At 59.7% G+C, this 22,714-nt stretch carries 17 protein-coding genes; 2 read left to right on the plus strand and 15 right to left on the minus strand.

The features are described 5' to 3' along the window. The 8 genes from PDO_RS22860 to PDO_RS22895 all read right to left on the minus strand — a co-directional run. The coding region (locus tag PDO_RS22860) for an ABC transporter transmembrane domain-containing protein (RefSeq protein WP_007607426.1) at nt 1-2,031 on the minus strand (2,031 nt) is incomplete at its 3' end. Nucleotides 2,032-2,241: 210 nt separating this feature from the next. After that, nucleotides 2,242-3,588, minus strand: a complete 1,347-nt coding sequence (locus PDO_RS22865; RefSeq protein WP_007607427.1) for an adenylate/guanylate cyclase domain-containing protein — start codon at nt 3,586-3,588, stop codon at nt 2,242-2,244. A gap of 30 nt (nt 3,589-3,618) precedes the next feature. Next, the gene (locus PDO_RS22870; RefSeq protein WP_007607428.1) at nt 3,619-4,821 is read right to left on the minus strand and encodes a DUF3095 domain-containing protein; all 1,203 of its coding nucleotides are present in this window, start codon (nt 4,819-4,821) and stop codon (nt 3,619-3,621) included. Between the two features lie 63 nt (nt 4,822-4,884). Further along, nucleotides 4,885-6,567, minus strand: coding sequence for an adenylate/guanylate cyclase domain-containing protein (locus PDO_RS22875; RefSeq protein ID WP_007607429.1), 1,683 nt, complete (start codon nt 6,565-6,567; stop codon nt 4,885-4,887). 175 nt (nt 6,568-6,742) lie between these two features. Next, nucleotides 6,743-7,573 (minus strand): MBL fold metallo-hydrolase, encoded by an 831-nt coding sequence (locus PDO_RS22880; protein WP_007607431.1) that lies wholly within the window; start codon nt 7,571-7,573, stop codon nt 6,743-6,745. Between the two features lie 225 nt (nt 7,574-7,798). Further along, nucleotides 7,799-9,535, minus strand: coding sequence for a metallophosphoesterase family protein (locus PDO_RS22885; RefSeq protein WP_007607433.1), 1,737 nt, complete (start codon nt 9,533-9,535; stop codon nt 7,799-7,801). Between the two features lie 6 nt (nt 9,536-9,541). Then, nucleotides 9,542-10,027, minus strand: a complete 486-nt coding sequence (locus PDO_RS22890; RefSeq protein ID WP_007607435.1) for a class I SAM-dependent methyltransferase — start codon at nt 10,025-10,027, stop codon at nt 9,542-9,544. Nucleotides 10,028-10,063: 36 nt separating this feature from the next. After that, nucleotides 10,064-11,407, minus strand: a complete 1,344-nt coding sequence (locus PDO_RS22895) for a nucleotide sugar dehydrogenase (protein WP_007607437.1) — start codon at nt 11,405-11,407, stop codon at nt 10,064-10,066. Nucleotides 11,408-11,586: 179 nt separating this feature from the next. On the opposite strand from PDO_RS22895, the gene PDO_RS22900 reads away from it, so the two are divergent. Continuing rightward, nucleotides 11,587-12,684: a glycosyltransferase family 4 protein gene (locus tag PDO_RS22900; protein ID WP_007607439.1), complete on the plus strand. Its 1,098-nt coding sequence runs from the start codon at nt 11,587-11,589 to the stop codon at nt 12,682-12,684. Further along, a complete protein-coding gene (locus tag PDO_RS22905; protein ID WP_007607441.1) occupies nt 12,681-13,424 on the plus strand; it encodes a polysaccharide deacetylase family protein in 744 nt (247 codons plus the stop codon). The genes PDO_RS22900 and PDO_RS22905 overlap by 4 nt, the downstream gene beginning before the upstream one ends. A gap of 37 nt (nt 13,425-13,461) precedes the next feature. Here the strand turns inward: PDO_RS22905 and PDO_RS22910 are convergent, their stop codons facing one another. The 7 genes from PDO_RS22910 to PDO_RS22940 all read right to left on the minus strand — a co-directional run bounded on the left by PDO_RS22910 (nt 13,462) and on the right by PDO_RS22940 (nt 22,589). Then, nucleotides 13,462-13,881 carry a cyclic nucleotide-binding domain-containing protein gene (locus tag PDO_RS22910; RefSeq protein ID WP_007607443.1) on the minus strand — a complete coding sequence of 140 codons (420 nt, stop codon included), beginning with the start codon at nt 13,879-13,881 and terminating at the stop codon, nt 13,462-13,464. 47 nt (nt 13,882-13,928) lie between these two features. After that, on the minus strand, nt 13,929-16,643 hold the full coding sequence (locus PDO_RS22915; protein ID WP_007607445.1) for an ABC transporter transmembrane domain-containing protein: 2,715 nt from the start codon (nt 16,641-16,643) through the stop codon (nt 13,929-13,931). 64 nt (nt 16,644-16,707) lie between these two features. Continuing rightward, the gene (locus PDO_RS22920) at nt 16,708-17,886 is read right to left on the minus strand and encodes a glycosyltransferase family protein (RefSeq protein ID WP_007607446.1); all 1,179 of its coding nucleotides are present in this window, start codon (nt 17,884-17,886) and stop codon (nt 16,708-16,710) included. After that, nucleotides 17,883-19,133, minus strand: a complete 1,251-nt coding sequence (locus tag PDO_RS22925) for a glycosyltransferase family 4 protein (RefSeq protein ID WP_007607447.1) — start codon at nt 19,131-19,133, stop codon at nt 17,883-17,885. The genes PDO_RS22920 and PDO_RS22925 overlap by 4 nt, the downstream gene beginning before the upstream one ends. Before the next feature lie 2 nt (nt 19,134-19,135). Beyond that, nucleotides 19,136-20,347: a glycosyltransferase family protein gene (locus PDO_RS22930; RefSeq protein WP_007607448.1), complete on the minus strand. Its 1,212-nt coding sequence runs from the start codon at nt 20,345-20,347 to the stop codon at nt 19,136-19,138. A gap of 71 nt (nt 20,348-20,418) precedes the next feature. Next, nucleotides 20,419-21,594, minus strand: a complete 1,176-nt coding sequence (locus PDO_RS22935; protein ID WP_007607449.1) for an ABC transporter permease — start codon at nt 21,592-21,594, stop codon at nt 20,419-20,421. Then, nucleotides 21,591-22,589: an ABC transporter permease gene (locus PDO_RS22940; RefSeq protein ID WP_007607450.1), complete on the minus strand. Its 999-nt coding sequence runs from the start codon at nt 22,587-22,589 to the stop codon at nt 21,591-21,593. The genes PDO_RS22935 and PDO_RS22940 overlap by 4 nt, the downstream gene beginning before the upstream one ends. Nucleotides 22,590-22,714: the final 125 nt, after the last annotated feature.

The raw sequence follows: 22,714 nt of genomic DNA on the forward strand, positions 1-22,714 counted from the left end.
TAGCTTCTGCACCAGGCTTTCGTAGACGGGCAGATCCGCTGCGGTCATGAAGGTAAGTTGCTGGAAAAAGGGATGGTCTTCCGGCAGGTCGCTGAACAGTTCGACCGCCGTCTCGGCGATCGATAAACCCATTTCGAACAGCAATCCGGCAGCGCCGGTTTCGTTCATGACCTGGCGGAAATAGGGGTGGGCCGCGAGTTGTTCGGCAGACATCATCGGCTGTTTCATGCTGCCGAAGAGCAGGTTTTCCACGACTGTCGCATGGCCATTGTAGGATTTCGGTTCAAAGGGCTCAACGAGCGTATCCAGTTCCTCGTCCTGCAGACGGCGGCGCATTTCGGTGCGCAGTTCGACGATCCGATCGACGAGCGCCTTGTGTTTGACGATATCGACCCGCGAACGCAGGGCAAGATCGAGAATGTCCTCGGTGATCGTCACGGTGTCGAGGACGGTGCCGATGACCTTGTAGAGATCTTCCGGACCGCTTGCCCCTGCCGACTGATAGTCAACCCAGTCGCTGTTGAGGTCGAGATAAGGGTTGCCGGCGAGTTGGGCTTCGGTGCGCTCCCATTGGTTCTGCCGCGCTGCCGCGTCGGTGTATTCGATGTCGCGCAGCGGAGCGTGTTTCAGCCCGTAAAGCAGATTGTCGCGCAGCGTGCCCTGGAAGAAATGCGTGTCGGACGAGGCATAGGAAAGTTGGCGGCCGGTCACGGCTTCGGGCATTTCGTGCAGTTCCTGACCCGCAATCGTGATGCGACCGGAATCGGGAAGGATGATCCGGCCGATGGCTTCCGCCAGGGCCTCTCCAGCATTGCCGTTGTGGTCGATGATCGCGACCGTCTCGTTGGGTTGAATTTCCAGCGAGATGCGATCAAGCCGGCGCGCGCCGCTGTCGTCGCAAAGGACAAGGTTGCTGACGACCAGAGCTTCCGAGAGCCGCGGCGAACGGGTCTTTACCAGGGCCTGCACGGCAGGGCTGACCAGCGGCTCGATATCGAATTGCTCGACGACCTGCTGATACTTGATCTGGACGTCCTGGCGCGCCTGATCCCAGTCGATCAGTTCCTTGATCGGTCCTGGGAGATCCTTGTAGGCGGCAATGACGGCCACCAGCTGGCCGATATCCAGTGTACCTTGAAGGGCAAGCGTTCCGCCCACGACATAGAACAGGAAGGGAGTCAGCTGGGCGAGGATGTTGTTGATGAACTTGACCAGGAACTTCCACTGGTAAAGGTCGTAGCGGATCGAGAAGATCCGCGCCAGTCGGGCGGTGATGTCGGCGCGTTCGAGGTTCGAGGTGTCATTGGCGCGGATCGTGAAAATCCCGTCGATGACTTCGGCAACACGGCCGGAAAGTTCGCGTGCGGTCAGCTGCCGCTCGCGTCCCAATTCCAGCAGGCGTTTGCGCATGCGCGGGATGATGGCAGCCTGGACACCGACCATGGCCGTTGCAATCAAGCCTAGCCAGATGTTCTGCACCAGAATGAAGATCAGCGCAGTTATGGCCTGCCCGCCGAGGAGTGCCGGCTGGACGAAGGCGTCGCCGATAAAGCCGCCGAGCGGTTCGACTTCGTCCTTGATCATGGTGGCAATTTCGGGAGACTTCACCCGCTTGAAATGCAGCGGCGGAAACCGCAGGGCCCGATCGAAAAGCTCGAAGCGAATGCGGCGGAGCATGCGCTCGCCAAGCCGGCCCTTGTAGGTATTGATGTAGAATTTGAACAGGCCGTTCAGCACGACAAGACTGAGGAAGACAAGGCTGAGGCCCATCAGGGTCTGGAAACGATCGAGGCTGAAGCCACCGAACAGATCGACATGCCCGATGAGCGGCATGTCGAAAGACAGCTCCATGAACGGTTGGGTGGCCGTGGGGTTTTCAAACCCCTCTCCCTGAATGGGACCATTGACGATCTGCTTGGGCAGGTCGAAGGCAAGGAAGTAGGGGATCATCGACAGGAACACGACCAGCAGGATCCAGAGCTGCTGGGCATAGGTGTTCGCCCAAATGTAACGCGTCAGGCTTTTTTCCATTTTCCACCGCACAATGTATCGGAGGTCGGTAACAGGCCCACCACATGAAGATAAAACAGCCCCACCGCTGATCGCCATGCAATTCGACCAGGAACCTATCTGCAATCCGGGGCGCGACAAGCGTTATCGGTGCATCGTCCCCGCACAATTCATTGAAGTGTTTGAAATGTCGCCGACGTCAAGCGTGCCGGCGACATATCTGACGTTTGGCTACTGGATCCACCGATCCAGGAAGTTGTTTTTCTTTTCGGCCGTCTTGCTGGCATCCCGGTGAAGCAGGATGACCCGTTCGGCCTCCGACAGCGCGGGCCTGGACAGATCGCGGGCCAGGGCATCGACCAGCAGAGGTTCCTGCTGCAATTCCGGCCGCTTCAGTCTGACCTTGTTGCCGACACCGCGCAGTTCCTCGTCGCCGAGTACGGTCCAGTCGCCGCCGCAATACGAAGCGAAGGCATCACTGGCGATGACCTGGGAGTCGTATTTCTTGGTGAAGGCCTGCAAGCGCTCGACTTCGTTGACTGACGAGCCGAAGGCGGAGAAGGTCAGGCGGTCGCGAAGGCCGACATTGCCGAACATGACATTGCCAATATGCAGGCCGAGGCCGTAGCCGATCGCTTTCTGATTGTTGGCGCGTCTCTGGCGGTTCAGTTCGCTCATGCGGGCCTGTGCCTGCCGCACGGCTTCGAAAGCAAGCCGGCATGCAACTTCAGATGTATCCTTGTGTCGCCCGCAGGGGTAGACCGCGAGAAAGCCGTCTCCGACGAAGCTGACGATTTCGCCGCCATTGCGATTGAATGGCTGGGCGGCGGCATCGAAGAACTCATTCAGGGCGTCGATATAGGCCTGGCGGCCTTCTGTATCGGCGATCTGGGTGGACTGACGTATGTCGCCCATGACCAGGGCTGCGCGGACGGTTTCACCGTCACCGCGGCGGATCTGGCCGTTGAGCACGCGCTTGCCGGCGCCTTCGCCAAGATAAGTCGTCAGCAGGTTGTTGGCGAGCTTGTCGAGAACGGCGACCTTGGCGGCAACGGCCAGATGATCCTGGATGCGCATCAGCGCGGCGATGACGTCCTCGCTGAAGCCCTGTTCGCTTGCCGTGGACCAAGAGCCGATCATGCCCTGCGACGACTGGTTGCCGAGCGGTTGGACGAAGGCGATATAGTCGTTGATATTCTCCTTGCGCAGATCCTCGAAGACCGGAAATTCCACCGGACCTTCCGCCGGAATGCGCCGGCGCATGAATTCGAGATTGCTGGTCAGCAGCTTGTAATAGGGGCTGCGCAGGAAGACCTCGGGCTTTTCGATGTCGTGGATGTAACGCTCGACGATCAGGCCTGTCGACGGCCGCCAGGTGAAACCCAGCGCATCGTAAAGCGGATGGAGCATGGCGAAGGAGAGGTGAATGCGGTGAATGGGAATGCCGGTGGCGGCGATGCGATCGCAGAAGCCGCTGATGATCTCCTCGAGATTGTTGCCGGCGAGCGCCGACTTGGTCAGCCAGTCGGCGACCTTGTCCATGAAGATATTGGAGACAAGTTGGGGATTGTGGCTCATGTGGTGCCCTGTTTTACGGCATGTGCTTGATCAAATGTTCTGCCCAGTCGGCTGCGCCAGTGCCTCCGCTTTTCTGGCCTGTGCCCGTTTTTCAGGCAACTGACTGGCCGCGAGCGCATATCCGCCACTGGCGCCGTCGATAAAGTGCATATGGTCTCGCGACAGGGCAGTTGCAACAAAACAGGTGAGAAGCGCCTTGTCCTGGCGATGCAGGCCGAATTCGCAGACGCCATCGCGTTCCGCAGCCTCCAATCGCTGCACCAGGCGGTCCCTGTGCCCGGCATCGACGTCTACGGTCATCATCAGTCCGTCGTCGAATTTGCGGAAATCCGAATTGGCGGCGACATCGGCCTTGTAGCGGCGTGCATCGAAGCTGCCCAAGGGCAGGTTCAGCTTGTGCAGGACGACCGTCAAGACGATTTGCAGTATAATGGAGAGCCTCTGGCGGATGCGTCCTGACGACGGCGCCGTAGCGCTTATCTCGTTTCGTATGCCTTCTGCCGAAAAGGCAAGATCGGGCCCAGAAGCCGGTATGGGATGTGCCTCCCGGTTCTGTTCCGCGGTGACGGCGATGATGTCGCCGACCAGTTTGCGGAAGGCATCCATCGTTTCTGCTGACGTCGGCTTGGCGATGATCGAAACGATTTCGCCATTGTGCGCCTGGATCGGATCCCAGCGGCAGGACAGGCCGGTCAGATCCGGCCTGGGTTCGGCATCGGAGACGTCGACCCTGTACCTTCCTGCCTTCATCTCCTGCTCCGCCCAGCTTGCTCCGCCGCCGGTGAACATTGCGTAGGCGATATTGGAGCTTGCCGCAAAACGAGCGACGCGTACATCCAGACCCTGAGCCCTGATATCGGAAACGGGGACCAGAGCGACACGCATGTCCAGCTGGAGATCCGAGGCGACCCAGTTGCGAAGACTTGCCAGCGCCCGGGCAGCCGTATCGACGCCGCCGGCGGGAATGGCAACCATGGCGCCGTCGCCGCCGAAGATGAACGGCAGTTCGTGTTCACCCAGCGCGTTCAGCACCGCAGAAATGACGCTGGCGCCGGCCATGTTGACCGCCTTGTAGCGTCCTTCGAGGATAGCATGCGTTGATCCGACGATGTCGGCGATCGCGAGACACCAATCGTCCGGCAGCGGCTTGTAGTTCTGCCGGTCCACCACGCCTTCAAAGCGGGCAAACAGCGGGACGGATTGGTAAAACCTGTCGTCTGGACCTACGTTCATTGCTGGACCTTACCATATCGCCCGCCGTGCCGCATTACCGGTTTTTGCAGATGGATATGCGGCTTAAGCAGAAGCCGCATTGGTCTGGGAGACCGGAATGAACACGTTCAAGGACAGTTCACGACCGCGTAACGAAACCTCGTGCGTCTCCATGCCCGTCAGGTCCACGCCCGAAAGTCGCGCCACGGGCTCGGAAATAACCAGCGGCACGTTGAATTGTTTTGCCACCGATTCAAGCCGGCTTGCTACATTTACCGTGTCGCCGATGGCGGTCATGTTCTTTACCCGGCCGTAGCCAAGGGTTCCGACCACCGCGTGACCGGTGTGAATGCCGATGGCGATCTGCAATTGGGTGGAAAAGTCCTTCGCCAATTCGACATTCAGTTCCTCGATGCCGGCGATGATCAGGTGGGCCGCTTCCAACGCCTGGCGGCAGCCCTCCTCCGGTGTCGAGTTGATGCCGAACAAGGCCATGGCTCCGTCGCCGATGAACTTGTCCAGCTGTCCGCCCGTGTCTTCGACCGCATGGCCGACCACGGCGAAATAGCGATTGAGGAGGAAGACGATATCGAACGGCAGGCGGCTTTCGGTCAGGGTGGTGAAATTGCGCAGATCACAGAACAGAACGGCGATATCCCGCTCCCTGCCGGGGCTGATCTCCTGGCTGTTTGCCGGGACCATCGTATCGGGCATGGCAACGAGGAGCGGGGCAACCGTCAGGTTGCCTGTCGGGCGCAGCTGGCAGGCAAGGCGCACGCCGGGTTCAGGCTTGATGCGGATGAGGGTTCTCTGCTCCAGCGTGCCGATCGCCGGCAGATTGCCTTCGGCGCTGACGACCTGGACGCGGCAGGTCGAACACTGACCTTTCCCGCCACAGGCCGCGTAGTGCGGCACGCCCCCCAGCCTGCTGGCTTCGAGAATGGAAAAGCCGCGTGGCACATGGACCACCTGCCCGTCGGGATAGCGCACGGCGATACGGTCGGCGCGCTCGCGCAGCTGTCGGTAAAAACGGAAAAGCAGGAGCGCCACGAGCGAGACGGCGAATATGCCGTAAGCCCACATCCGGATTGTGGCCAGTTGCACCATAGACAGGGGCAATGGTGCCGTCGGGTCGTAATAGCCGCCGGGATAACCGCGCCCTATCCCCATGGGCGATTGAATTGTCCGACCCATTTCTGAAAAGCCGAGCAGCGCCAAGACGGGAAGCATGATCGCGAGAACCAGAAGCCAGGGCGATGCCCACCCATACCAGGTGCGGTACCGCAGCCAGAAATGCAGGCCGATACAGCCATGCAGCCAGGCGATGACCAGCACGGCTGATTGTTGCACACCATTGACCGGCGAGCTGATCCAGAGCTGGGTGACGACGGCGGCATAGGTATCGCGGTAGTTGAACAGTTCGTTGGCAACCCGTGTTCCGACGATATGCGGGATCAGCAGGAGCGGGATCATCAGGCCAAGGACGATCTGCGCCGCTTCGGATTTCGGCATGACGAAATTGCGGCGGATGTATATCGCCCGCAAAACCAGCAGGAAATGGATCAGCAATGAACCGTAGAGAAGCACGGTGGCAATGGGATTGCGCCATAGGGCGAGGAACGGTCGGCGGAAGTGATCGGCCGTTTCAACCGAGATCAGACCGACCGCATGGTTGAGCATATGCATTGCGATGAAAATGAAGATCACCAGGCCGGATGCCAACCGCGCATCGCGCAGCGTCCGTTCGGAGACTATGACTTTTTTCACGCTGCCGCCTTGGGTTTCTGTTGCCGTGAGCCTTTTGACCGAAGGCGCGATGATGAAGAATAAGTCGGTTCTCGTCGATCCATCTGCAGGTGCACGGCAGACGCACATGTTGACTTGGGCTGCCGTCGCTCGGAGTGAATCAACCCGTCAGGTCAAAGCACCGGAACGTGGCAATTCAGAGTTCAAGCACCATTCCGTCCCGCGCGGCGATGGTTTCGGCAAAATGCTGCTGTGCCAGCTGCTCCAGCCTGTCCAATTCATCGTCGGTGCGCGAAGGGGCATGATGGAACAGCACCAGCTTGCGGGTGGATGCTTGTAAGGCGAGCTTTACACCCTGTTCCCAGGTCGAATGCCCAAAACCCTTGTATTTCAGCATTTCGTCTTCGGTGTAGGCGGCGTCGTAGACGGCGATATCGGCATCTTGCATGAGCTCCAACGCGGTCGGATCGAGGATGCCTGTCTGATGTTCGATGTCGAAGACCAGCGCCAGAGACTTGCCCTCCCACTCGACCCTGTATCCGATCGCGCCGCCTGGATGATCGAGCAGGAATGTCCGGATCTCTATCCCGGGGATCGGGGTCAGAATATCTCCGGCGTGAAAGTCGTGAAAAATCAGATTTGCCTTGCAGATGGTCGTGTCGATCGGTGTCCATGGAGGGCTGATGAAGCGACTAACCATCTCGCGGGTCGTCATCTGCCCGGCGAGATGTCCTGACCAGATATTGACGCTGGCTGCGGGATTGTAGATCGGCTTGAAGAAGGGCAGGCCGATGATGTGGTCATAGTGACAGTGACTGAAGAACAGATGGGACTGTTTCAGGCCCTGTTCCAGCATTTCCACGCCGACTTCGCGGATGCCGGAACCGGCGTCAAACAATAGGCGATGATCGCCACACCGCACCTCTATGCAGGGGGTGTTGCCACCGTAGCGCTGGAATTGGGGCCCGGATACGGGAATACTGCCCCTCGTACCCCAGAATTTGATCGAAAACACGTTCTCTTTCATTCAATTAAACAATTGCGCCGCGCTTCACGCAGCAGGTGTCACAATATCACGGTTCATAGCCAAACGCCTTTTTCGCGCGATTGCAAGTGGCCATTCATCTGAGGGGTCAAAACCGCAAGTGCGGGTTGGCCAATAGGCGGGCTTTTCTTGTCGCCTTTGCGCTCGTTTGCCAGGTCGACAGCGGACAGCATGCAGCACTTGTCAACGCTGATCCGCAGTTCGCGGTTATGGGACGATGCGTGTCGCTCGCTCGACCGACCGGCCGAGGACGCCGAGGAAGATGGCGAGGAAGTCGCGTAGATTTTTGTGTTCGGACAGGCTGGCGTCGCCGAATTCACGCGCCAGAGCCCGGTAGACCCGCAGCCTTTCGGCCGGGACCCAGGTGAGTGCCTCGGCGCTGCCCTGGCGAAGCCGGTACCAGTCCACGACGAGTTGCAGAAGAGGCGAGGTGTTCAGGCTTGATCGGTCAAGATCATGAGCTTTCGCCCAATCGTCAAGGATACTGGACATGCTCTCTTTAGCTCTCGTCGCATCCAGGGTCTCGCGTGGCGGCTCGATTTGCAGCGTGTCGCCAAGCAACAAGATGCAGAGGTCAGCCAGCGACACATGAAGGGCAAGCTCACGGAGTTCCGGAGGCCAGTCCTTGGGCAGGTAGCGGCTGACGACGAGCGCCTGCATGTGCCGGTTGAGAAATTCTCCGTAGTTCTGTGCCTCCAATGCAGGTTCCGATGTCGCGTCGGGTGTGCCGGTTTCAGCCCGGTAGAGATCGAGAAGGTCGGGATCAAGCGGCATGGACGCCAGGGACACGGTCTCTATTTCCGGCGTGGTTCTGCCTGCGCGGACAATCGTGTAGCCGGCTGGGAATGCGACAAGCGATGGGACGGCGATATTCGTCAGGCACTGCGTGCCACTTGCCCAATCTGTCCGAGCCGACACGTGGAGATGGCCGCTGAAATGCAATTTGAGGCCGGCACGGACAAGCGTCTCGGTAACCGCCGGGACCGGCGTTCTCCTGGCGAAGTCGGTCATGCCGAACAACGTTTCCTCGCTGTTGGACATATCCTCAAACGGATCGAGTACCGGATAATGGGAAAACGCCAGAAGGTGCTTGCCAAGGCTGTCGGCGCGCGCGCACACATCGGCAATCCAGTCGATCAGGTATGGCTTGACCCGCAGCAGAGCATTCCAGCCGGCGTTGGAACTGTCGAGGAAGGCTTTCTTGCGGGCGATGTCGCGATTGCCATTGCGCGGCTCGAAGACGTTGGCGTCGAGCATCAACAGCCACAGGCCGTCCACCGGCTCGACCAGATAGGACGCATCGACAAGCCGGCGGATGGTCAAGCCATCGGCGGAGTGGAGGTCATGCTGGCGCAATTCAAATTCATCCGACGCGCCGAATGGCGTCTCCCAATGCCGATAGGCGGCGTTTCGGGTGAGGCCGAATTCGGCCATCGGCAGCAGGCCGTTCGGCATGCCGTCGCAGTACATCTTGGGTGTGACGATCGGCTGACCTGGATCCAGCGCCGCGATCTCGGCATCGCTGGTGACGAGGGTCGTGGTGCCGGACGCGTCGAGAAACCGCGTGCTCTGGTGCTTGCCGAGTGGACCGAAGACATCGTGGTTTCCGGGGATCGCGTAGAACGACATGTTGTGCCGGTCGCGCCAGTGGCGCAGCAGGCGAGCGACGCTTTCGGTGGTCGTCCGCTGCCCGTCATCGGTATAGTCACCCAACAGGACGACGTGGCGAATGCCCCTTGAACAGACATCCTCCAGTGCGGCTGGAAGAGCGGCAAAGCTCTCGTTGAAGACCCTGGTCGATCGGGCCGTGTCGGCCCAACTGCGAACCGTCAGCCGCCTGCCGCCGACCATGACGCCATCGACGTCATAATTGCCCTCGATGTCGTGAAAATGGGCATCGGCAATGACCGCGACTGCCGGTATCTCAGGGTCGAACCCCGGCACGACCGCTCAGGCCTTCCTGCGATAGAGGAAATAGCGATCGGGATCGACGCTCGACGGGATTGGCAAGGGTGCCAGGGACGGATGTTCAAGCGGCAGGCCGCTGATTGCCACGCCATCCGGCGCAAGGGCTGCACTGACGATGTCGGGCAGCCAGGTCAGCGTGATGGCATCCTTGTCGGGATAGCCGGTGCCGATATCGGCATGAACGAGGGCTGCACCCTGTCCCGCAAAGGCTCTTGCGGTTTCGCCGATTTCGCCGATCACCAGGTTTTCAGGTTCCGGCGTGGAGGATGAGTGGGCGCCGAGGGCGCGATCGAAGGCGACGATGCGGCGTCCGGGAAAGCGGTCGCGCAGATGGTCGAAGGTCCGGCCGTTGCCAAGGCCGATCTCGAGAATGGCGCCTGTCGGCAAGAGAGGAACATTGTCGCGGACGTGATCGATAATGTCGCGCTGCGCCGACATACGGCGAATAAAACTGTCCAAACGGCTCATGAAATTGGCCCATCATTGTGGGTGCCGACCGGCACCTTATGCCTTGACGATGTTGTCGCCGCTGATCTTCAATCGTGAAAACACATTTCGGGTGTCAACGATCAAAGGGCTCCATTTGGCGAGTGCGGCGTAGTCGATGCTGTCATGATCGGTTGCGATCAGGACCGCGTCGAAGTTCCGGACCTGCTCTTCGCTCCACGCGATCGAAGCCCGGCCCTTGAGCATGCTGTATTCGCGCGTCGACGGAATTTCAGCGACATAGGGATCATAGTAACAGGCCGTACCCTTGCGCTCCTCGATCAGCTTCATCAGCTTCAGGGAGGGGCTTTCGCGAATGTCGGGCACGTTTTTCTTGTAGGCGAGGCCGATCACCAGAACCTTCGACCGGCTCAGTGCCTTGCCGAGGCGGATATCCAGCGCTTCCGCCAGCTTCTCGACGACGTGGCGCGGCATGGCGGAATTGATTTCGCCGGCAAGCTCGATGAACCGGGTCGGCAGCTCGTATTTGCGCGAGACCCATGTCAGGTAGAAGGGATCGATCGGGATGCAATGACCACCGAGACCGGGGCCCGGATAGAAAGGCATGTAGCCGAAGGGCTTGGTGCTTGCCGCGTCGATGACTTCCCAGACGTCGATGCCCATGGCGTCGTAGATGATCTTGAGTTCGTTGACCAAGGCGATGTTGACGGCGCGAAAGACGTTTTCCGTCAGCTTCACGGCTTCCGCCGTGGCCGTCGATGATACGGGCACGACCGTCTTGACCACCGCGCCGTAGAAGCTCTTTACCAGCGATGTGGCGTGCTCGCCATCGCCGGCGACGACTTTCGGAATGGTCGACGTCTGGAAATGCCGATTGCCCGGATCTTCCCGCTCCGGTGAAAAGCCGAGGAAGAAGTCCTGACCGGACTTCAAGCCGCCGGCCTCGAGCGTCTGCCTGACCAGTCCGTCCGTCGTGCCGGGGTAGGTGGTCGATTCCAGCACGATCAACTGGCCGGGGCGCAGGGTGCGGGCGATCTCTTTGCATGTCTTGCGGACATAGGACATGTCCGGGTCGCGGTGATGGGTCAGGGGTGTCGGGACGCAAATGGCAATGACGTCGCAATGGCCCAGCTGGGAAAAGTCGGATGTGGCCGCAAACCGCCCGGCCTTGCACTCCTCGCCAAGGATCTCGTCGGGAACGGCTTCGATGTAACTGCGGCCTGCTTCGATCGAGACGATCTTTGTCGGATCGATGTCGAAGCCGGTGACCGGGAAGCCGGCTCTGGAGGCCGTGATGGCAAGCGGGAGGCCGACATAACCCAGTCCGATGACGCCGACATGGGCGCTGCGTGACTGGATGTGCTGAAGCAACAACTCGTGAGAATGCAAAGGTGTTGGCATCGGGACTCCGTGCACTTATACAGGATGGGCACGTCCAGATGGGAGAGTTTAGCCTGCATGTCAAGTCTGGTTGAGGCGCGCGCGCGTCACGCGAATTTGCTGTGTCGCCAGCCGTTTTTCGCGCCCGGTCGATGCGGCAAGAGCGCCGTGGGAAGCCCTGCGACGGTCGGTCGGACGTCATGAAAATTGCCTTCTATTCTCCATTGAAGTCGCCCGATCACCCGGTGCCGTCGGGCGATCGACTGATGGCGCGCCAGTTGATCGCCTGTCTGAGGCTTTGCGGTCACAGCGTGGAGGTCGTCTCGGAGTTGCGCGCCTTCATTGCTGACTATGACGATCGAGACGGGCGTGACGCGTTGCTTAAAAATGCCGGTGCGGAGGTTGCACGTCTTCGTGAGCAGTGGCGTCAACGGGGCGTACCGGATCTGTGGTTCTGCTACCATCCCTACTACAAGTCGCCGGATCTTCTCGGCCCTGACCTGTGTGCGGAGTTCAGGCTTCCTTATGTCACCGTCGAGGCATCCTATTCCCATCGGCGGAATATCGGTGTGTGGAGCGATCTGCAGGGCCGCGTGCTCGACGCCATTCGCCTCGCTACCGTGAACATCTGCCTGACCGGACGCGATCGCGCAGGGCTCATGGCGATCGCGCCAGAGGCGGTGGTCGCCACCCTCAAACCTTTCATTGATGCCGATGCATTTCTTGAGATGGTTCCCCTGCCTGATCCGCTTCGCCTGGTGACAGTGGCGATGATGCGCCCCGGCGACAAGTTGGCGAGCTATAAGGTCCTTGCCCAGGCGCTTGGCCGGATCCGCCATCTGCCATGGATGCTGTCGATCGTTGGGGACGGTCCGATGCGCGACGATGTCCGGGCTTTGTTTTCCGACCTGCCGGAAGGCCGCATTGAATGGCTTGACCAACAGGAGCCTTCCGAGATTGCTGACATTCTTGCGGGCAGCGCGCTGTATGTCTGGCCGGGATGTGGCGAAGCCTATGGGCTTGCCTATCTGGAAGCGCAGGCGGCCGGGGTGCCAGTGATTGCATGGGCGACGGCCGGCGTGCCGGAAGTCGTTGAAAACGGTACGACGGGCATCCTGACCGCGCCGGGCGATGTCGATGCATATGCAACGGCCATTGCAACTCTGCTGGGCAACGACGACGAAAGACGCCGAATGGCAGGGAATGCACGTGTCCGCGTTGTAAGTGATCACTCGCTTCAAGCCGCGAGCAGGGCGCTCGATGCCATTCTTCATCAGCATTTGGGAGACCAGCCATGACCGGGCGCACAGAACTCAAGCCGTTGTTCGAAGAGCTTGATCGTCGTGCCGATCTGGGCGACCCATTGCAGCTATGGCTTCGCGACGACGATGCTGTCGCGCCAAGCGAGCCACTCGATCGCCTGCTTCAGCTAACGAACCATCACGGTGTGCCGACGTTGCTCGCAGTCATCCCCGCTTTTACCGGTACGGAATTGCAGCAGCGCCTGGCGCTGGAGAAGGGTGTCGAGGTGGCGGTGCATGGTTGGGCTCATCTCAATCACGCGGGTGCGGGCGAGAAAAGCCGGGAGTTGGGAATGCATCGACCGCTTGCAACGGTGCTGGACGAACTCGCACGGGGGCGTGAGCGCCTTGAATCTCTGTACGAGACCCGGTTCGTGCCAATGCTTGTGCCGCCCTGGAACCGGATCGACAGCGACATCATCGGAGAACTCGGTGGTCTCGGCTTCGAGGCTCTATCGGTTTATGGGCCGGAAAGATCAGCTCCGCTGACGATGCTGAATACCCATGTGGATATCATGGACTGGCGTGGCACGCGCGGAGGGCGCCCGCTTGGTGCTGTCGTTGGCGATCTGGTGGCCATGTCGCGAACCCATAAGGGTCCGGTCGGGTTGCTGACCCATCATCTCGTGCACGATGCGGCGGCCTGGGATTTGCTGGAGCTTCTTTTTGCGGCCACGGAAAAACATGCGGGCTGCAGATGGCGATCAGCGCGGGATCTTCTGGCCGATAAAGCCTAGGGTTGGATCAAGACTAGGCGGTCCGGCAAATGGCAGATCAGTGGGTGGTCGCCATGCGTTCGCCGAGGATGCGCATGGTCTCGGCCATCGTGCGCGGGCAACTGGCCAGAATCTTGAGGAAGTAGTCCTTGCTGATCCGAAGGGCTTCGACCGGGGTGGCAGCCTTGACCGTGGAGTTGCGCGGCCTGTCACACAGGATGGCGATTTCGCCGACCACGGAACGACAGCCGACTTCGGCAATCTTGGTTTCGCCGGCTGGGCTGTCCATGATGATGTCCACGGCGCCCGACAGGATGACATAAGCCGCATCGCCGGCATCGCCCTGGTGAAACAATTCCTGGCCGGTTCCGTAGATGACCCGGTCAGAGGCGAACGCAAGCAGCTTCAGTTTTCCAGCATCCATGCCGGAAAAAAGAGGTACGCCGCGTAACATCTGCACTTCGTCATTCAGGATCATCACATTCACCTGCCTCGAAAAATTGCGTTCGACTGTCCTACCACCAACTATGCTATCAATTGCTTATAGACTGAACCATTTTCGACAATTGTCTCGTAAGACCCATCTTCGGCCACAGTTCTGTCGTTAAAAGCAATAACCCTCTCAAAGTGCTTTGCAAGGGGCGTGTTCGAAAGTACCCAGACCACCGCAGGAGTATCACCATCCTTTGCCAGAAAGGCAAGGGACGCTTCGACGATCCTGTCTTGAAGATGGTGATCGAGCCCGGAAAGCGGCCGATTGAAGATGTAGTAATCCGATTTGCGGATCAGGGCCCTAGCAAAACTGAGCTTGAGGCGCTGCGAATGCGAGAGCCGCCGTCCGGCAGCCCCGATATTGTATTCCAGCCCCAGCGCCAGCAGAGCCTGATATAGGCCGGGCTGAGCACGCATCAGCGAGGAACCGATTTCGCGGAGCTGCTTGGCAGCATCGCTGAACCGATGATTGACCTTGCCGAAGATGATATTCTCGATCAGATTCCCGGACGACAGATAGGCACTCGGGTCATAGCGCTCGATGTATCCACGCAGGGCGTTCGGCAGGTGATCATGGAACTGATGCCGGACCTCGATGATCTTGCTCATCAAGGCTTCGTCGAGCAGGCCGAAACGGTGCCGGGGCTCGACGTAGAAGAAGCTCAGGCGAATAAGCGCGATCCGGTCTTCGTCTCCGACACTGCGCATTGACTGGCCGGTCAGCCGTTGCAGACGCTGCTGGTAGGCCGGGATTTCCTCCGGTGTCATATAGGTCAGGCGTTCGAAGAACGGGTGATCCAGCGGCAGGTCCTTGAACAGCTCGATCGTGTTTTCTGCAATCGCCATACCCATCCTGAACAGCGCTTCGCCGAGGCCGCTTTCCTCCATCATGTTGCGGAAATAGGCGGTCTTGGCGATTGCCTGGATGGCAGAATCCGAACTCATCATGCCGAAGAACAGATTTTCACCGACCATCGCCTCAGTGTTGTACCGGTCCTCCTCGAAGGGAATGACAAGACTGTTGAGGTTGCGGCGATCCAGTTCCTCGCGCAGCCGGCGGCGAAGCTGAACGATATGGGCAGCGAGTGTCGGGTCGCTATCGACATCGATGGTCGAATGCAGGGCGAGCTGTAGGACGTCTTCAGACAGGTCGACAACCTCCAGAACTTCTCGCATCGCTTCGAAAAGCCCGTCCATGTCCTGTGCACGGGTGGCTGCAATGTCGATCCAGTTGCTGTTCAAGTCGAAATCGGCATTGCCGGATCTCTTTGCTTCGAGAATGTCCCATCTGCGCTTGTCGGCGGCCGCGCCCTTGTACGAGACCGTGGCGGTCGGGGCATGCTTGAGCCCATAGAGAAGGTTGTCCTTCAGCGAGCCGAAGAACAGGTAGGCGTCGGGCGCCGCATACGAGATCCTGCGACCGGTGATCGCTTCCGGCAACATGAAGATGTCGTCATCCCCCGCGCTGACTTTGCCGCCCGTCGGCCGCGTGATGCGACCCAGAGCCTCAGCCAGGGCATCCGCGCCGCTTGCGGCCGTGCCGATGATTGCGACCGTCTCGCCGGGCGATATCTTGATCGATACATGCTCCAGAACACGCGCACCGTTGTCGTCTTCGACCATCAGATTGTTGGTGCTAAGCGGATGGTTCATCGGCCCGGTGCTCGACGGTTCGAGAGCCTGGATCTCGGCATCCAGCAACTGGTCTGCTTCAAACTGTTCAACGACCTGTTCGTATTTGACCTGCACGTCCTGGCGGGCGAGGTCCCAGTCAATCAGTTCCTTCAGCGGGCCTGGCAGCTCCTTGTAGGCATTGATGACCGCGACCAGCTGGCCGACATCGAGCTTGCCGACAATCGTCAGGTAACCGCCAATGACGTAGAAAAGGAAAGGCGTTACCTGGGCGAGGAAGTTGTTCAGGAATTTCACCATGAACTTCCACTGATAGATATCGTAGCGGATGCGGAAGATGTAGCCGAGCCGCGATGCGATATCGGCGCGTTCGAAATTGGATGTGTCGAAGGCGTGCACCGTACCGATGCCGTCGACGATTTCGGTCACGCGGCCTGCCAGCTGTCTTGCGCTGATCTGCCGCTCGCGACCAAGTTCGATCAGGCGACGGCGCATGCGCGGAATGATGCCGACCTGCACGATGGCCATGGCGAAAGCGACGAAGCCTAGCCAGAAATGCTGCATGAAGATGAAGATCAGCGCCGTCAGTGCCTGACCGCCAAGAAGAGCCGGCTGGACGAAGGCATCCGCGGTAAAGCCACCGAGCGGCTCGACCTCATCCTTCACCATGCTGGCAATTTCGCCAGCCTTAATGCGCTTGAAATAGTTGGGCGGAAACCGGAGAATCCGGTCGATCAGTTCAAAGCGTATGCGCCGAAGCAGGCGTTCGCCGAGCCGGCCCTTGTAGGTGTTGATATAGAACTTGAACAGGCCATTGATGATGACGAGCATCAGGAACGTCAGGCTCAGCGCCATCAATGACGGCAGGCGTTCGAGCGGCAGGCCGGGGAAAAGCTCGACATTGCCCCAGAACGGAATGTCCAGGGTCAGATGCATGAACAGCTGCGTATCGCCAGCCTTGGTGAAACCATCGCCCTGTATCGGGCCGTTGACGATCTGCTTGGGCAGATCGAAGGCGAGATAGTAGGGGATCATCGACAGGGCGACAAACAACAGAATCCAGAGTTGCTGGCGGCTTGTGTGGTTCCAGATATATCTGGCGAGGTTTGGTTCCATGGAAAACTTCTATGCGATTTTTCAGGCTGCAGCTATCCAGGGACAGGCTGAGGCGTCTTTAACATCATAGCTGGGAAGCCGGTCGCTTGTTTAGAAGGTCTCTCAGTAACTCAGCCGTTCGATTTGCCCCGTCCAGTTGCAAAACAGGCACATCCGGCAGAGCGGCCAGATCAAGCGCCCGATTGATTGCGGAGACCATGGTGTCGCCGGAGAGCCCGTCCTCCGGCAAGACGACCGCGAGGCCCATGCGGTCCAGTCTCTCGGCGCGCGCGGTCTGCTCGGTTTCGCCGCCGGATGCGAATGGCACCAGGACCGATCGGCATCCCGCCTGCTGAATGTCGCAGACCGTGTTGTAGCCGGCCTGGGAGATGGACAGCCTCGCCGTGGTCAGCAGACTGCGGAAATCGGTGCGGAACCGGACCAGTTCCACATGGTCCGGCGCCTGCGCTGCAAGCCGTTCGAAATCCGGCTGGGGCAGGTTGGGGCCGGCGATGATGCACCAGCGGCCAAGATCGGTCCGTTGTGCGGACGCCTCCAGCGCCGCCCTGATCAGGCCGGCACCCACGGCACCGCCGCCCGCCGAAACGACGATGTCGAAACTTTCGGCAGGCGCCGCTGGCGGTCGGCCCGTCACCAGGCCGGTATAGACGACCTGGTCCACAATCGAGCGGGCAAGCGGGAATGTATCTTCGAGCCTGACGAAGGTGGGATCGCCATGCACCAGGACGCGGTCGAAGTAGCGGTGGACCAGATCGACGGTTTCTTCATCCCGACCGGGTTTCGCACGTTCCTGGAGGATGTCACGCAGGGATGTCAGGAGAAGCGGGCGCGGCCGTGTCGCCTCGATCGCTTCGATCAGCGGGAGAAGCTCGAAGCGAACCTGCCGGCGGCCGAAGGGAAAGGCTTCGAGGATGACGATATCCGGCCTCTTTTCCCGATAGGTCGCGAGCAAGAGATCGCGCCGCCGCGCCTTGAAGGCATCGTCTACCGGATCTCCATCGGCATCGACCAATTGCGAAAACCCGCCGTCTCCGACAGCAATCGGCGGCAGGGCGACGTGGTCTATGCCGTCTGCGGGAAAACCGGCAACAGGCATGCCCCCGGTCACCAGGGTCACCTCGAAGTCGTTCTCGGCAAGCGCCTGGACGATGTGACTTGCTCTTGCCAGATGACCGATGCCCAGCAGGTGCTGAACGTAGTAGAGGACGCGGGGCTGGGGTCCGATCGTTGCAGCGTCCGTCATTTCGGCGTCTGCCATTCGCTTTCGAACAGCGCCTTCAACTGTCCGACGCTTGAATGATAGTCGAAACTGCCGCGCACCTTTGTCTCGGCGGCCTGTCCAAGGCGGTTGCGAAGCTCGGGATCGCGGATCGCCCGTTCCAGTGCATTGGCCAGAGCCTGCGGATCTTCCGATCGAACCAGCAGGCCGTTTTCATCATCCTTGAACAATTCGGGAATGCCGGAAATGTCGGTGGCGACGCAGGTCAGCCGCTGGCTTGCCGCCTCGACCAGAACATTGGGAAGCCCGTCACGGTCGCCATCGCTGGTGATCCTGCAGGCCAGCGCGAAAATATCGGCTGTGCGATAGGCCTGTAGGACATCCTTCTGATCGACGGCGCCCAGCCAAGTGATCTTGTCATCGATGCCCAGTTCATGGGCCAGCTTCTTCAACTTGGGACGCTCGCCACCGTCGCCGGCATGGACGAAGCGCCAGCGCAGGTCCGACGGCAGGAGGGCAAATGCCTTCAGCAGGACATCATAGCCCTTTTTTTCGACCGCGCGGCCGACACTGATGATCGTAACGGGATCTTCGCTGCTTGTGCCGTCGCGTGGCGGGCGAAGCCCGTCGAAATGCGGAAAACGGTTCAGGTCGAGCCCGTGATAACTCAGATGGATGTGGCTGACGTCTTCGGGGCCGAGCTGCTGCAGATGCTCGTAGCCGGTTCGTGTGCAGGTCACGGCCCATCGCGCACTTGCGAGCTTAGCGGAGAGTTCCCAGTCCTTCGATGTCCAGATATCCTTGGCATGGGCGGACACGGTCCAGGGAATGCCGGTGATCTGGCTGGCATAGGCGGCGACCGATGCCGGCGTATGGATGAAGTGAGCGTGCAGCCAGCCGGCGTCCTTCGGCCATTCGTTGACCAGCACCGCAGCCTGTCCGAAACGGCGGAAGCGATTGCGGGTGAAGTCACGAGCCAGATCCGAACGGAACTGGGCAAATGCCTTGCGGAAGCCCGGCCGCTTGCGGATTGCAAACAAGGCGCGCAGCACCCGGATGGGCTCCTGATGCAGATATTCGGGCAGGTAGTGGACCGGCGCCCGGATTTCGTCGTGGACGGCATGGCGCTTCTTGTCGGTGGGGCGCCGCAGCGCGACGAGGAGCAGTTCAAGACCGGCCTTTTCGAGACCCAGCAATTCCTGGGCGATGAAGGTTTCCGACAGCCGCGGATATCCCTTCAGCAGCACGACGATTTTACGGGAATGCGGCAAACCTAGTGGGCCTCTTCTGCGATGGCTGGAATCAGTTCGCGCTGGGCCAGTTCACTGCCGACCATGCGGGCAATATTGCTCAGGCCTTCAAGATGCAGGCCCGCGCTGTTGCTTGACGGTGGCAAGCGGCTTGGAAGTGCCTTCAGCGCGGCCGCCAAGCGCTTCGGATCACGGGATTCCTCCGGCCTGAGCATGTCGATCAGGCCGAGTTCGGCGGCGCGTGTGGCGCGGATCAACTGCTCCTCGCGCGGCATCACGCGCGGGATGATCAACGCCGGCTTGTCGAAGGAGAGAATTTCGCAATAGGTGTTGTAGCCACCCATCGCCACCACTGCCTTGGAGCTGGCGATCAGCTCTTCCATCCGGGTGTCGAATTCGATCACCTCGATATACGGAATGGCTGCCCCTTTCTTCGCAAACATGGTGCGCTGCTCGGCCGGCATATAGGGACCCAGCACGATCAAGGCCTTGTGTGTCAGCGTCGGATCCTGCTGATAGGCCTGGATCACGTCTTCGACCAGATCGGCGCCATCGCCACCGCCACCGGTGGTGACAAGGATGTAGTCGCCGTCCGGCTGATGCAGCGAGCGATCCTGATGGGGCGCGCTTCTCTGCAGGAAGCCGACGAAATTCATCTTGTCACGGACAGGTGCCGGGACGTCGAGGCCAATCAGGGGATCGTAGAAGTCCGGCGGGCCGTAGACCCAGATGTCGTCATAGAAGCGTTCGATCTTCTGCATTACATCCTTGCGCTTCCACTCCGCCTCCAGCAGATGCGGCGCATCCATCACTTCGCGCAGGCCCAGGATGAGCCTGGTTCCGCGTCCCTTCAGATAGGCCAGGGTTTCCTCGACTTCGCCGCCCAGCCCCATGGGCTCCTTGTCGATGATGAAGATATCGGGTTTGAACGTCTCTGCAGTGTGGCGGATGATCGAACGCCGCATGTTCAGGGTATCTTCGAGATCGATATGACGCTCAAGCGAGGTGTACTCGCCGTTGCGCAGCTTGATGACGCTCGGGATTTTGACGAAATCGACGCGGGCGCGATAATCGAAGGCACCGGCAATCGTTGCACCCGATATGATCAGCACGTTGAGGCCGCGGTATTCCTCGACCAGCGCATGGGCGATGGTCCGGCACCTGCGAAGGTGCCCGAGACCAAAGGTGTCGTGGCTGTACATCAGGATGCGGCCTTGCTCAAAACTGCGCGTCATGAGCGAAGTCCCTCGGCTCCACTGGAAGCCGCAAGAGTGCTGGGAGGATTCCTGCGCATCGAAATTCCGTTTCACTTATAGGGATCGGCCGCATCGCGTAGACCGTCACCAAGAAAATTGAAAGCCAAAATAACCAGGATGACAGGCACCACAGGGAACAGTAGCCAGGGATAAAGTGCGATAATATTAACGCTGCGTGCCTCGGTCAGGAGGATGCCCCAGCTGGTGATCGGTGGGCGCAGGCCGATGCCGAGGAAGCTCAGTGCCGTCTCGCCAAGGATCATTCCGGGAATGGTCAGGGTCGCGCTGGCGATCAGGTGCGACATGAAGCCGGGGACAAGGTGGCGGCGGATGATGCGGGCGCTGCCGGCGCCCATCACCTGCGCTGCCAGCACATAGTCTTCCTCGCGAAGCGAGAGCAGTTTTGAGCGAACCGCGCGGGCAAGTCCGGTCCAATCCAGCATGCCGAGAATGACGGTGATGCCGATATAGACGAGGATGGGGCTCCAGGTCACCGGGATGATCGCTGCTAGCGCCATCCATAGGGGGATGCTCGGGATCGACTGCAGGACCTCAATGACGCGCTGGACCAGAAGATCGAAGATGCCGCCGTGATAGCCGGCAAGTCCGCCAATGACGATGCCGAGGACAAAGCTCATCATGACGCCCAAGATGCCGATCGTCAGCGATATGCGCGCGCCATAGATGATCCGCGACAGCATGTCGTGACCGAGACGGTCGGTGCCAAGCAGGAAGAGTTGGCCGCCCTCGGCCGGGCAGACCAGATGCAGGTTGGTCTCCACCAGATTCCAGAACCGGTAGCCATCGCCGCGGCAGAAGAAACGCAGCCGCTGAACATCGTCGGTATTGTCGATATAGACCCTCTTCAAGGTGTCCATGTCGAGCGTCATGCGCTGGCCATAGACGAAAGGTCCGACAAAACTGCCCTCGTGCATGAAGCGGACGGTCTGCGGCGGCGTGTGGATGAAATCGATATTCTTGGTGTGCAGGTTGTAAGGCGCCAGGAATTCGCTGAACAGAATGCTGACATAGACCAGGATGAGAAAGATACCGGAAAACAGCGCCATCTTGTGGCGGCGAAACTGCCACCACATCAGCTGGAACTGTGATGCCTGGGCGATGTGTTTGAGTTCCTCGACCTTGCGCTCGGCGGCATAAGGATCAAATGCGGCGCTCGAGACATAGTGTCCCATCGGTGCGCCTGGTTCGGGAAGGGGTGTGTTCATTTCTGGCTCCCTCCGCCCAGACGAATGCGCGGATCGAGGATCGCCAGCGCGATGTCGGACACCAGCACGCCGATAACGGTCAGGAAGGCCAGGAACATCAGGAACGAACCGGCGAGATACATGTCCTGGCTCTGCAAAGCCTTGATCAGCATCGGGCCTGTCGTTTCGAGCGACAGGACGATCGCGGTGACTTCAGCGCCGGAAATGATTGCCGGAAGGATCGATCCGATATCGGAGATGAAGAAATTGAGCGCCATGCGCAGAGGATATTTCAGCAGGACGCGCAACGGGTGCAGACCCTTTGCCCTTGCGGTCACGACATATTGCTTGTGCAATTCATCAAGAAGATTGGCGCGAAGTCGGCGGACCATGCCGGCTGTACCTGCCGTGCCAATGATGATCACCGGTATCCAGATATGCGACAGGATCGAGCGGAACTTTTCCCAGCTCATCGCCGCATTGAGATATTCGCGGTCCATCAGGTGGCCGATCGAAACACCGAACCAGATATTGGCGAAATACATCATCACCAGAGCGAGCATGAAATTCGGCACGGCAATGCCGATCAGGCCGAGAAACGTCAGGCCATAGTCGCCCCAGCTGTACTGATGTGTTGCCGAATAGATGCCGATCGGGAAGGCCAGCAGCCAGGTGAAGATGATCGTGACGAACGACACCAGCACTGTCAGCCATAGCCGGTCTCCGACGACATCCGAGACAGGCAGACGATATTCGAAGGAATAGCCGAAGTCGCCGACCAGCATTCCGCCGACCCAGTGGACATAGCGCAGAACGGGAGGGCGGTCGAAGCCGTAGCGGGCGCGCAACTCCTCGATCTCGGCCATGTCGGCTGCTTCGCCCATGGCGCGCAGCTCGGAAACATAGCTTTCGAAATAGTCGCCGGGCGGCAGTTCAATGATCGTGAAAACCAGCATGGAAATCAGGACCAGTGTCGGGACCATCACAGCGATGCGCCATAGGATATATCGCAGCATGATCACACGTCTCTATCGTACCAAAAGGTGTCCGGCATGTAGACACCGAGATAACTGGTCGGATCGAAGCCGAACAGCGCCTTGTCGGGAATGTTGCGCAGCCGTTTCGACCTTGCAATCGGTTG

The sequence above is a fragment of the Rhizobium sp. PDO1-076 genome (assembly GCF_000247475.1).
Classification (GTDB): Bacteria; Pseudomonadota; Alphaproteobacteria; order Rhizobiales; family Rhizobiaceae; genus Allorhizobium.